The organism is Providencia sp. TYF-12, from assembly GCF_041344805.1.
GTDB lineage: Bacteria > Pseudomonadota > Gammaproteobacteria > Enterobacterales > Enterobacteriaceae > Providencia > Providencia huashanensis.
On sequence record NZ_CP166833.1, the window covers coordinates 2,563,632 to 2,577,529 of the forward strand.

General features: G+C 37.7%; 6 protein-coding genes. 3 read left to right on the plus strand and 3 right to left on the minus strand.

What is annotated here, in order from left to right; all coding sequences use genetic code 11:
* The 3 genes from rbbA to ABE954_RS11635 form a co-directional block, all read right to left on the minus strand.
* Entirely contained in the window at positions 1-2,757 is a 2,757-nt protein-coding gene (gene rbbA, locus ABE954_RS11625) for a ribosome-associated ATPase/putative transporter RbbA (RefSeq protein WP_048607162.1), read from the minus strand.
* Positions 2,754-3,824: an HlyD family secretion protein gene (locus ABE954_RS11630; protein WP_210814280.1), complete on the minus strand. Its 1,071-nt coding sequence runs from the start codon at positions 3,822-3,824 to the stop codon at positions 2,754-2,756. The genes rbbA and ABE954_RS11630 overlap by 4 nt, the downstream gene beginning before the upstream one ends.
* Before the next feature lie 398 nt (positions 3,825-4,222).
* On the minus strand, positions 4,223-4,699 hold the full coding sequence (locus ABE954_RS11635; RefSeq protein WP_042843836.1) for a GNAT family N-acetyltransferase: 477 nt from the start codon (positions 4,697-4,699) through the stop codon (positions 4,223-4,225).
* A gap of 414 nt (positions 4,700-5,113) precedes the next feature.
* Between ABE954_RS11635 and ABE954_RS11640 the strand changes: the two genes are divergently transcribed.
* From ABE954_RS11640 to ABE954_RS11650, 3 genes are all read left to right on the plus strand, one after another.
* Entirely contained in the window at positions 5,114-6,856 is a 1,743-nt protein-coding gene (locus ABE954_RS11640) for an ABC-F family ATP-binding cassette domain-containing protein (RefSeq protein WP_131680000.1), read from the plus strand.
* Between the two features lie 248 nt (positions 6,857-7,104).
* The gene (locus ABE954_RS11645; protein ID WP_048607158.1) at positions 7,105-8,799 is read left to right on the plus strand and encodes a hypothetical protein; all 1,695 of its coding nucleotides are present in this window, start codon (positions 7,105-7,107) and stop codon (positions 8,797-8,799) included.
* Positions 8,800-8,922: 123 nt separating this feature from the next.
* The gene (locus ABE954_RS11650; RefSeq protein WP_371025456.1) at positions 8,923-13,812 is read left to right on the plus strand and encodes an RHS repeat domain-containing protein; all 4,890 of its coding nucleotides are present in this window, start codon (positions 8,923-8,925) and stop codon (positions 13,810-13,812) included.
* Positions 13,813-13,898 lie beyond the last annotated feature (86 nt).

Consider the following 13,898-nt stretch of genomic DNA (forward strand, 5'->3'; position numbering starts at 1 on the left):
CTAAACCTCCTGCTTTTTCAAAAACAATACGCTTAAGCCAATAACAAGCGGTACCGTGATAAGTAGCGGGATAAATGATGCCTGTAAATCAAATAAATTCAGCCCCTTAGAGAATGTCCCCCGAGTGATGGTTAAGAAATGTGATGTCGGGTAGACCATACCAACCCACCGACCTATTCCTTCTAATGAAGATACGGGGTCAATCATTCCTGAAAATTGAGTCGCAGGAATTAAAGTAATGATTGATGTACCAAAAATAGCAGCGATTTGGCTTTTCATAAAACAAGAAATGAGTAAACCAATCCCCGTTGCAATACTGACATACAAGAAAGCCGCTAACGTCAACGTTAGGAAGCTCCCCTTAAATTCCACACCAAATATATATACCGATAAAATGCACAGTAATAAAAAGTTAAACATGCCTAATAAAATATAAGGCAATTGTTTACCAAGCAAAAACTCTAATTTGGTGATCGGGGTGACATAAAGATTGATTATCGAACCTAATTCTTTTTCGCGTACCACACTAAGAGCACTTAACATGGCTGGGATCATCATTAATAACAATGGGATAACCGCAGGTACAATAGCGGGTAAGCTGCGAACATCAGGGTTATAACGATAGCGAGTTTCGATATCGATAGCCGGCATCCCTGCAACCCCGACAGGTTGACGAGCAGCCATTGTACTTAGCCAAGCAAGGTGCATAGCTTGCACGTAGCCACGTACCGTTTCTGCTCGGTTTGGCATTGCGCCATCAATCCATACCCCAATTTTGACATTATTTCCTCGAGCAACATCCCTCGCAAAATTAGGTGGAATTTCTATAGCAACGGTAATCTTACCGCTACGCATTCCAGCCTCTAAATCATCATAATCTTTGATAGGCGGCTGCTCGATAAAATAACGAGAACCTGCGAGGTTTAGAGTATATCCTTGACTTAACCCCGTTTGGTCACGATCTAGTACTGAAAAGCGTAAGTTTTCGACGTCCATGCTAATCCCATAACCCATAATAAACATTAGGATCACTGTTCCAAGTAACGCTAATGTTGAACGAACCGGGTCGCGGCGAAGCTCCATGCCTTCACGAATGGAATAGCTGAATAACCGACGTAAGCTAAAACGCTTTTTAAGTGCATCTGTTGCTTGCTCTTTTAATGCAGGGTCAACATGGAATTCAGGGGCTGTTTCTTGCTCAGCTCCCGCTTCCCCTACAGCATCTTGCAAATAGGCGATAAAGGTTTCTTCAAGAGTGCCTAAACCTCTTTTTTTGGTTAAATTAACTGGCGTATCACAATCCAGTACTTTCCCTGCATGCATCAACGAAATTCGGTCACAACGCTCAGCTTCATTCATAAAGTGGGTCGAAATAAAAATTGTGACACCGTCACGTCTTGATAGGTCTACCATCAAATTCCAGAACATATCCCTCGCGACAGGATCGACCCCTGAGGTAGGCTCATCTAGGATTAACATCTCTGGTTCATGTATCACCGCAACGGCCAACGATAAGCGCTGGCGGATGCCTAGAGGTAAATCATCTGGCATGGTTTCTCTAACATCTTCCAACTCAAAGCGTTGGCACATGTCATTAATACGCTGTGCAATGTTATCTTCTGGAATATGAAAGAGTTTCGCATGCAGTTCAAGGTTTTGCTCTACACTCAGTTCGCTATACAGGGAGAAGGCTTGTGACATATAGCCCACACGCTTACGCGTTTCAATATCTTTAGGGTCAATTTCTTGCCCAAATAACCAAGCTTGTCCTTCACTCGCTTGTAATAGCCCGGTTAGCATTTTCATGGTGGTCGATTTACCACAACCGTTAGAACCTAAAAAACCAAATATCTCCCCTTTAGGGATTTTTAAGTTCACATGGTCAACCGCCACAAAATTACCAAAGCGCATCGTCAAGCCTTGCGCTTCAATCGCAATCACATCATCTTTTGATTTATCACGCGGGGGAATAATGACTTTTTTGTGGCCACTGCGTTTTTCTTCAGGTAACAATTGAATAAACGCAGCTTCAAGATCATCACAATGGGTTTGTTTTTTTAGCTCCGATGCGTGACCGGTGGCTAAAACTTTACCGTCGTCCATCGCAACCAACCAATCGAACCGTTCCGCTTCTTCCATATACGCGGTTGCCACTAATACGCTCATGTTTGTTTGACGTAAACGAATTCGGTCAATCAGGTCCCAGAACTGCGCACGAGATAATGGGTCTACCCCTGTCGTCGGTTCATCTAAAATAAGTAAATCCGGGTCATGAATCAACGCACAACATAAGCCTAATTTTTGTTTCATCCCTCCCGATAGCTTACCAGCGGGTCGGTCTTTAAACGGAGCGAGCCCTGTGCTTTCAAGTAAGTCTTGAATCCGGTACTCACGTTCAGCTTTTGATTGGCCAAACAACCGGCCAAAAAAATCCACATTCTCATATACGGATAGTGTGTGGTACAGGTTCTTTCCTAGCCCTTGCGGCATGTAAGCAATTCGTGGGCATACTGCCCTGCGATGCAAAGCGCTGTTCATATCCCCATCAAGTACCCTTACGTGGCCTTGCTGAATCGCCCTAGCCCCTGCAATTAGTGAAATTAGACTCGATTTACCCACTCCATCAGGCCCTATTAGCCCAACCATTTTCCTCGCAGGGATAGAAAGAACAATGTCATCCAACGCACAATTTTCACCATAATGCTGGCTGACATGCTGTAAATCGATTATCACATCATCCATCAATTTGTTGGTCATTGCGGTAATCTCACCTCAAGTTCAGCAGGCCAAGGTTCATTTGGGTCTAAACGCACATAAGCCTTTCCTGGTAACCCCGTTTTGACGTATTCAAGGTGTTGCTCTAATAATTCAGGTGATATGCGTGCCCTAACCCGGAACATTAGCTTTAAGCGTTCATTTTGGGTTTCCACCGTTTTTGGGGTGAATTGAGCCACGCTGGCAACAAAGGTTGTTTTTGCCGGAATAACAATATTAGGCGCAGCATCAAGGATAATATGGACATCGCTACCTATCGCAACTTTCCCTGCATCTTCTGTCGGCAAGAAAAATGTCATATAAACATCGCTTAAATCAACCATATTTAAGACCCGCCCACCGGCTCCAAGTACCTCTCCTGGCTCAGCTACACGGTATTGAACGCGTCCATTTCTTGGGGCTTTTAAAATACTATCGTCTAAATCTGCTAAAATCCTGCGCTCTGTAGCCGTCGCGGCTTCAACACGGTTTTTAGCTTGTACAATCCCTGCAGAAGCAGAATCAATGGCAGAAGTCGATGCGGCAACTTGTGCTTTAGAAGCTTCTAAAGCGGCTCTAGCCCCTTGCATCTGCGCGGTATCATCATCAACTTGCTGCTGTGAAACGGCGTTTGTTCTGACTAATGCTCTAGAACGATTAAGCCGTTTTTGTGCGGCATTCAACTCAGCTTCACGTTGGCGAACGACTGCTTGAGCGGCTAATTTTTCGCTCTTACGTTGTGCTAAGGCAGATTCAGCCGTAGTGACGGCACTAACCGCTTGACGCAATTGTGCTTGTACTTCATGCAGTTGCTCTTGAAGAGCACGAGTATCCATCCGTGCGAGCTCTTGACCTGCTTTAACAAAAGCCCCTTCTTTTACGTTGATTGTTTCAATTCTACCTGCTGTTTTAGTCGCAATATCAATCTCAGTTGCTTCAATACGGCCGTTACTCTGCGCAAAGCCCGCAGGTAGCCCCCCAGAGTTCACACTCCAGTAATAATAGCCGCCCACGGCAATAATGATTATTAAAATGAGATACAACGATACTTTTCGCTTATTTATTTTCATACCATCCCTTTTCCATTAAATGAGAAAACAATGAACAACAATTATTTTGATTATTAACCTGGTGAAATTAATAAAGCCGTATAACTGTTTATATACGAAATAAATACGATTAAGACTGAAGTTGTGATGCTTTCTTTTTTTAATCGAGCTACATTTTTCCAAATACAGTTCGATTATTAGCTATCTATCTAATTTAACGACATTTTATCAGGATTTATCTTAAGTATAGTTGCCGTACATCACAAAAAAATAGAATAGATTAGAAAAAGTGATAATAAGGCATTTATTGTATATGTTTATACAAAAATAAAGCCAGTATTTAATTTACTGGCTTACTTGAATAAACTTTAAAAACATCTTTAATATTACATTTACAAGTTGTTTATTTTCTACAAAAATTAACTAGCAAATATTGCAATTGTTTTTTCATCCATCCGATAACGAACCCACTCATCTTGTGGCTGTGCACCGATACTTTTATAAAAATCGATTGCGGGCTGATTCCAGTCTAAAACGCTCCATTCAAGGCGCTGACATTTGCGCTCTACAGCAAGCGTTGCAATGTATTTCAATAATTTTTTCCCTGCACCAGCGCCTCTATAATCAGGAGAAACGTATAAATCCTCTAAATATATTCCATTATTCCCTAGCCAAGTTGAATAACTTGTAAAAAATACGGCATATCCTGCAGGTTGCCCGTCAATATAACAAATTAAAGCTTCAGTATTTGAATCTGAACCGAATAACGAATTTTCAATGTCAGTAACGGAGGCTTTTACTTCATGACGAGCCTTTTCATAATCAGCCAACTCGATGATCATGTCTAAAATTAATGCAGCATCTTGGCGTGTTGCGGGTTTTATTTCTACGTTCATTAGTCATTCCCTTATAATTTGAGCATCAATTTTATGTATTACTCGCTAAAATCCCAACCATCAGAAATTTTATTCATCTCATCATTAGCTGTATAAGTTTTGTTTATACCAATAACTTACTTCTGAGTAGATAAATTAAACAGCGCATTTTAGGACATTGCTCCTTAAACAGTCTATTTGCTATGATACCGACATTGTTCAACTTAACTAAATAATAAGGAGGCTAATCTATGTTGTTGTGTGATTTAATTGAATATTCACACTTCTTTGGTAATCGCCAAAGCTCAGGCTTTCACAGTTTTATACTGCGATAACCCTGCCTGAGCGAAATTACCAATTGGGTGTTCCCTCAGCTTACTGGGTTGTCGTTCTGACAATTCCTTGGCATTTTTATGCCTAAAAATTGAGTAAGCTATGAGTACTTTATTATCTGTAAAATCATTAAACTACGATACACCAACAACGTCTTTATTAAATGATGTTTCTTTTACCTTACAACAAGGTGAACGTATAGGCTTAATAGGCCATAACGGCAGTGGGAAAAGTACATTATTAAAACTGATAACCCACCAGTTATCTCCAAATAGTGGCTCTATCACTTATGCAAACCATTGCGTCACCGCTTACATCGAACAGCATTTACCTGCAGATGTTGCTAATCTGTCACTCATTGATGCTATTGTTGAGAAGCTTCCTGAGCAAGATAAAATAACAGACCGCTGGCGGGCTGAAGTTTTATTATCTGAGTTAGGCTTTACGACACAACAATGGGAACAAAAAGCAAACACAATAAGTGGTGGTCAACATACTCGTTTATTATTAGGCCGTGCTTTAATTGAACAACCTGATTTATTACTGTTAGATGAACCGAGTAACCACTTAGATCTGCCTACCCTTATTTGGTTAGGTGATTTTCTGCAATCATGGAAAGGCAGCTTTATACTTGTTTCCCATGACCAAGCGTTACTTGATAAAGTGACCAACTGCACATGGATTTTGCGGGATAAATCGCTCCATTTTTTTCGGTTAGCTTGTAGCGCCGCTCGTCAAGCGCTAATTGAAAAAGATATCGCAGACGAACATCGGTTTCAGGCAGAGCAAAAGGAAATTGACCGCATAACCTCAAGTGCTAAGCGCTTAGCCATATGGGGACACGTGTACGATAACGAAGCACTTTCTCGTAAAGCAAAGCAGATGGAAAAGCATATTGATCGTCTTAAGGATGACCAAACAGAAGTCACAGAGGGTTACCAATGGACATTATCTTTAAATGGCAAATCCATCCCTGCAAACCGCGTACTTGAGTTAGAGAATACCGTCATTTCAACACCTAATGGCTTGCATTTATTTACTAGTGCATTTCATCAAGTTAAAAGTGGCGATCGTATTGCTATTATCGGTGCAAATGGTTGTGGTAAATCAACATTATTGCGTCTACTTTGGCAGCACTATCAGCAAGATTTACGCTATAGTTCGCAGCTAAAGTTTCATCCTGCAATTAGCACTGGTTATTATGATCAGCAACTTGCGCAGCTAAATGATAATGACACTCTACTGGATGCATTACGCCCTTTTGCACCGTTAACAGATGAACAACGCAAAATGGCCTTAATCAGTGCAGGTTTTGCTTATACTCGTCACTCACAAAAAGTAGCAACACTGAGTGGCGGGGAACGCTCTAGACTGTTGTTTATTGGTTTAAGTTTGGCTCAATATGAATTATTGTTACTGGATGAGCCAACAAACCACCTTGATCTTGAAGGGAAAGAAGCACTAAGCGAGCAAATCCGCCAATTTTCAGGGGCATTACTGGTCGTCAGCCATGATAGGTGGCTGATCGAAAATAGCTGCCAACGTTTTTGGTTTATTAATGATAATCGTTTGGAAGAATACCTCAATGTAGATGATATCTATCATAAAATTGAGCAGCAATCCCAGCTGTTGTTAGTCAATAATCCCCCGCTTATTAATGCAAGTGCGGAGCTTGATGTTTACCCTAGCAAAGCAACTCAGGAAGATGAATTGCTAGAAAAATTGTTAGTGTTAGAGGAAAAGTTACAAGCTGACCAAAAACGCAAACTGAATCATCAAAAACCACAATTACAGCAGCAATGGATTGAAGAAATTGCCTATATACAATCTCAATTAGGTTTATAACCTATTCCCCTGATAATTCAATATTATCAGGGGAATTTATACCATTCATGTTTCTATGATAAACTTAATTTATTATAATTTTAAGTAAGAATACTCTTTTTTTAGCATTCTAATTATTTATTTTTTTCATTAACATTAACAATCTTTGAATGTTAATAATATTTTTATATTTTATATTTCCCATTAAAGATAAACATATAGTCCAAAATTTAGTATACCTACAAACCCAATAAACAAGGTTAATTATTATGCAGAAATATAGGATCACCGATATTGAAAAAAATCATGATGGCATCACACTATATAAAATAGAAAACCTAATAACCAAAGAATATGGTGGATGGGTTAGTAGTGAAAGTAATTTAAGTCAGGAAGGTAATTGTTTTATTTTAGATGATGCGATGGTATATGGTAACGCTCATATTTCTGGTGATGCACAAATATCTGGTAATGCCTGCATATGTGACGATGCAAAAGTATATGACAATGCTATGGTTTATGGTAATGCTCTAATATCCGATAATGCAAATATTTATGGAAATGCAAAGGTATCTGATAATGCTAGTGTTTCTGGTAATTCTAAAGTATTAGATAAATCCGATGTTTTCGATAATGCTAAAGTTTCAGGCAATGCTGAATTAAGAGGAAGATGCCTTATTATGAATTCAGCTGAAATAAGCGAATTTGCTAAAATCACAGGAAAAGATTATACCGCAGTAATAATAAAAGACTCTGCTAAAGTTTATGGTAATGCCATAGTGACTAATAATTCTATTATTAGTGGTCATGCTGAGGTTTATGACAATGCGAAAATACTTATTAGTTGTCAGGTAACTAATTATGCAAAAGTCTATGAAAATGCCACTGTAGAAGGCAGTCCACTCATTAGTGAAAATGCTCAAGTTTATGGTAATGCCCTTATCAGGAATAATGCAATAATAAGAGGTAATGCGAGGGTTTATGGCAATGCGTCAATAAATTTAGGCACCGTGATAGAGGGAAATGATTATGTATCGGGTATTTGCTACTGGGAGGATATTCACTCTCTATCCGCCTTAAAAATATTCATTCCTGGTGGGGGTAAAGCTGCATCTATTTATGCTAATGGCAACCACCAAGTTCAGGTTGAAATTAATATCGAAGCGAAAAACAATCACAACCAACCACTTGACATATCGCCAAAAGATATATTTAAAAACATTCAACTAGTAGATTATAAGAATGAACCGTTTTCTAATGTACTTCACTATACTGATATATGCGGAAACTATGTCCCAAACAGTGGTACGTCTAATAAACAGGTTAACATTTCATCATGTATTGTCTATGTCTCTCTTAACCATCTAATTGAAGCATTTAAACTCTGTGTAAGATGTCAAATTAATCAAGATGAATATACTACAGCCCTAGAATATAATGGGAAAAATAAAATGCCTGATTATGTTCTATTGAATGTACTACCCAAACGTATTTTTTCAGAGTCCGATCTTGATAAGTACTCTCTTGAACACCCCATTATCGAGAAAGGCGTGGGTGGTTACTCAAATAGCATTTTGACTAAATACTACGTAAGATTTAATAATACAAATGGCACAATTACTCATGACGCATCATGCCAAGAGCATCTATGGTTCCACTATAAACAAACAGGTAATTACAAAGGTTGTAGCACATCAACGGACTCTTCAGTCAAACAAAATCACGATGCCGCATATACAACAACATTTCATTTCACACAAAAATGGTCCATCACTGTTACATCAAAAAACCATGAAAAATCAGGGTTATGCTTTTGGAGTTACCGTGTTTGGTATGGTGCTTTATGGAATTATAGTGAATGGGGAGAAAAAATGGCGTTTATTTTGCGTGACCAATATGGAAATGAAGCCACAATTATAGCCAAGGTAGGTAATGATGAACATATTAAATTTTATGTTAGCTAACCAACCGCATTATTATATTTATTAATTTCTCAGCATTATAAATTATAACGCTTATTATTTTAATAATGTCATAATCAAAAACATCCAACAAAAATCAATAATAAATTAAATGGATAACATTCTATGAATAAATTTTTTTCACAAAGCCAAAATTTCATAAGTGCATTAAAAACAGGAATAGACCCTAGAACCGGTATTTTTTCCTTAAATATCCCTATCGTTAATATTAATTGTAACTATGGCATGGGCCCCGAAATTAACTTATCATTATGCAGTAGTTCATTACAAAATAATAATAGTGGCTTTGGTATGGGCTTCTCATTACCATTAACCACCTATGACAGTAAGAACAAACTACTTCACTTATCATCTGGTGAAAAATATCTTATTAATGATACTGTTGCCAATTTTGAAGTAAAACAAAAAAAGTTAAATAATTTTATTTTTGAACGTTTTGATGATTTTTATAAAATCACCTATAAATCAGGTGTAGTTGAAATATTAGAAGGACCATCTTCGGGAAGTGATATCAAAAATACATTAAAAATCGAAAGTTATGATGGCCATTTTGTTATCCTAAAATGGGCGTTTTTTGGCTTCCCTCACCTTTTAGAAATAAAAGATGAAAATAATGTTTTATTATCGATAGACTACGAAAATTATAATCAGCCTATAATATCAATATACCCCCTATCACTAGAATGCTATAAAATAAAATTAAAAATATTCAATGGACATTTACAGCAACTTATAAAAACAACAGAAAATTATATTTGGCATTTCAGTTATAATGAATATGGTTACATAGAAAAAATAATACATCCTACTGGGTTAGTTGAATCTATTTATTATCAAAGAGACCTCATTAGATTCCCTGAGGATATATACCCTGCACTAATTGCCGCAACTCGCCATACGTTATCCTTCCAAGGAGAACAACCTGATATTGTCACCTCCTATACTTATACAAACACAAATTATTTAGGCTTTGCTAGCGGATTAAATTTCAAATCGGATACTGATAATTTATATTCGCTTTTAACTAATTATACTTATGGGTCTACAGAAATACAGAGAAGTGATGACCTAATTATAGAAACTAAACGGCTCTATAATAACTATCATTTACTGACAAATGAAATTACAACATATCAATCACATAATGGTTCTATTAATATTAATCGTACAGACTATGATTATTACGCCGTTATCGGTCTTCCTTTTGATAAGCAACCCCCTCAATTTCAATTCGTTAACAAAAAAACTATCACATGGGAAAATCAACAAGGTCAAAAACGACAAGATGTTTATCAATCCGAATTTGACGAACATGGCAACCCTACATTAGAAATACATCCCGATGGTACGCGAACCATTATGCAATGGTATTCAGCAGAAGAAAGTAGCGATACCAATAATAATTTATTGTGCCCTCGCGAAAAAAATGGATTTGTCCGCTTCATGAAATCCAAAATAGTAATACCTAACCAAACTGATTATCAAACACCGACTACATCAACATATTATTCCTACAGCTACCTAGAAAATACCGAGATAATTATTTTACACCAAGAACAATATTATGCAGATAATCGTTTATTGCAAAAACGTATTTTTGAATTTTGTAGCCAGAGAAATGGTATAGAATATGGTAGAATAACAGCTAGTTATAATATTTTTTATCAAGATGGGGAAAAATCAACCCACTTCGATTCAAAACAATCTATTAGCACTTCTATACAAAACCAGCAAATAGTTCAAAAAAATCAATTTCAAGGGCATGATGGTTGCCAATTAGCAACAATGAAAAAACTATCAATGCTGAGTTTATGTTTGCTGAGTGAAATAAATAGGTTAGGCATTCAAACTAATTATACTTATGACCAGATTGGCCGGATATTGAGCCAAACTGAAGCTGTGGGTTCCGCCTATGAGCGAACAATATATTGGCATTATAAAATCACTCATTTAGGCCCTATTACTTATGAAAAAGACTCATATGGTAATCAAGCAAAAATACTCTTCAATAGTTTAAGTTACCCTATAAAACAATATCAATTTGATAATGATGGAACTCAAGAATGGTACGAGGTAAAGCATCAGAAATATGGGCCATTAGGTAACCTACAAGCAACAACAGAACAAGATACCCAATTTTCTGATAGAAAACAGCAGTGCTATACCATAAATACAACCTATAAAAGAGACTCATGGGGTGAAATTACTACGACAAGGCTTAATAATAATTTTGAAACACACCGAATAGTTGACCCAATCTTATTAACCGAAACACATACTCAGCAAGGTTGGTTAAACGGCCAACATCTACAAAGTGGCCAGTGGATGACTATTCTTAATAAGAAAAATCAATTGCCCAAACTCACACTACGTATTGATTCGAATAGTGAAATTATTGCCTCTCAACAACACTTTTGGGACGGTTCAGGGCGTTTACGTAAACAAATTGATGAGTTAGGCAATCCTATTGAATGGACCTATGATGTGTATGGTCGTGTTCTTAGCCAAACATTACCTGATGGCACAGTAATTGAACAAACATATGTCCCATATTTAATGGGAAAAGAAGTTTCATCCATTCAAGTAACTGATATCAATGGCCATTGCTGGGTTCTAGGAAGCCAAGAATTTGACAGTTTAGGCCGTTTAACCCTACAAGAAAGCGGCAAACGAGTCACAACCTACCAATATGATAACGCATCCCCCTCGCCTTCATTCATCACATTACCTTCAGGAGAAACCGTACATTATGAGTATATCCCTGAATTAAATAATGCCATAAATAAGGTCAATGTATGTGGCGTCACTCAGGAGTTTGAATATGATTTAGCCACCGCAGAACTGTTACATTCTACAGAAAAAGACACAAAAGTGAGCAATCAATGGAATAATTCAGGCACATTGAAACGAGAAACAATGATTTTATCGGGTGTAACTAAGCAGACTGAATATCAATGGACATTGCAAGGAAAGCCCGTGTCATACCATGATATTACAGGGGCAAAAACAGACTATCAACGAGATAAATATGGTCGATTAAGTCGAATTTTTGATAGTGCTCTGATAACTGATTTTACCTATGATGCGCTGGGTCGTTTAATTACGCAAATAGTAACTGATAATTCTACCCATGCTTTTATACTCACCACATTCACTTACAATGAGTTTAATCAGGAAATTAGACGGAGTATCACCGATAACCAAGGTTCTCAATTGGTTATTCAAAGTATATGGCTAAAAAATGGCTTACTATCATCCAAACATACGACATTGGATAATAAGCCCGTAAAAAATGAAAAATATCGCTATGATAAACGTAATCGTTTAATAGGTTACTCTTTTGAAGGTAATGAGCACCCTATAGACTGCTATGGGCAATCAGTTAGACAGCAATTCTATGATTACGACCCATTAAATAACCTTATTCAGGTACGCACCGTACTAAAAAACCACGAAGTGGATATTGCCCTGCACCATTACAATAATAAAGATGACCCTACACAATTAACCGCCATATCTCATTCACACCGTAATTACCCTGCGAATATTCCACTTGAGTATGATAAATGTGGTCGTCTGATACTAGATAATGCAGGTAGGACATTACACTATGACCCTCTAGGGCGGCTTATTCGCGTTAATGGGCTGGAAAATAGCAAATATGGCTACAATGCTCTAAATCAAATTGTGAGCCAAACCGTCAAAAATAATCAAAATCATCAACTCTATTACCGCGCCGACGAGCTAGTTAATGAAATCACCACAGAAAAAAACAACAAAATTCGTTTAATAAAAGCAGGTCATACTTGCTTAGCTGTTGGATGTAATACTGAGCTAACCTTAATGGCGAATGAATATAATGACAATTTAATATGGTCTTTAAATACAAACAATAAGCTTAGCCAGTCCCACTCTAGGTTGCCATATGGCGAAGATAAAACAACAGAACATTTTCTTGGCTTAAATGGTGAGCGAATTGACCCAATTACAGGTGTTTATCACCTAGGCAATGGTTATCGTGCATATAACCCATGCCTAATGCGCTTTCATTGCCCTGATAGTTTGAGCCCTTTTGGCAAAGGGGGGATAAATCCCTATGCCTATTGTGCCGGAGACCCGATAAACCGGATTGACCCATCAGGGCACTTTAGTCTTAAAGCAATGAGTGGGTTAGCGATTGGGGCATTAGGGATAATTTTCTCTGGTGTAACATTTGGTGCATCATTAGCAGCCTCTGGCGCCATCATGGCAAGTATTACACTAATATTAAGTGTTGCCTCAGATGCTACGGGGATCGCTAGCATGTTAACTCGGAAAAGTGACCCCCAAGCTTCAAGTATCTTAGGCTGGGCATCTCTTGCACTGGGTATTGCCAGCATAGGTACTAGTGTAAGTAGCCTTAAGCTCAATTCCAATAGGCTATTTTCTATACTAACAAACAAAAATAGCTCACCTCTCAGTACAAAATTAACAACCTTTGGTGGCAAAATGGAAGGGATGGTCCCTATGGGGAAAGATTTTTATTTTTTTGAAGATATCTATCATAATGAAAAGCGACTAAATATTGTTGCACATGGAATAAAACAACAAAACGGTACCGCACTACTCTACAGAAGCGCTCAAAATCATATGACCCCAAATGAATTGTATGAAATATTATCAAAAAGAAAAGACTTATCTAATTATACCAATATACGCACAATTATGTGCCACTCAGGAAATGGAGGAGAGCAGTCATTTGCAAAACAGTTAGCTAGGTTAACCAATAAACCCGTAAAAGCGTACTTAGGGCCCGTAACTGGAAATTTTGAAACCGAGGAAGTCAATAAAATTTTGCTGGGTGCGACGCGGCGTTATGGAGACGAGGGGCTCGAATATATGGTTAATCTATTTTCCCAAAAATATGAATTTCAAATAAGAAAAACCAATCCTTATTCGATTTTTTCATCGGAATATTTTTCCTATAAATATGACCCAATAAAATTTAACCCATAAAGGTAACAACATCATTATACTGATGGCACAAGCTCAATACCTTTTTCATTAGCAGGACAGTACCCATCTTTGTTATACAACCGCTG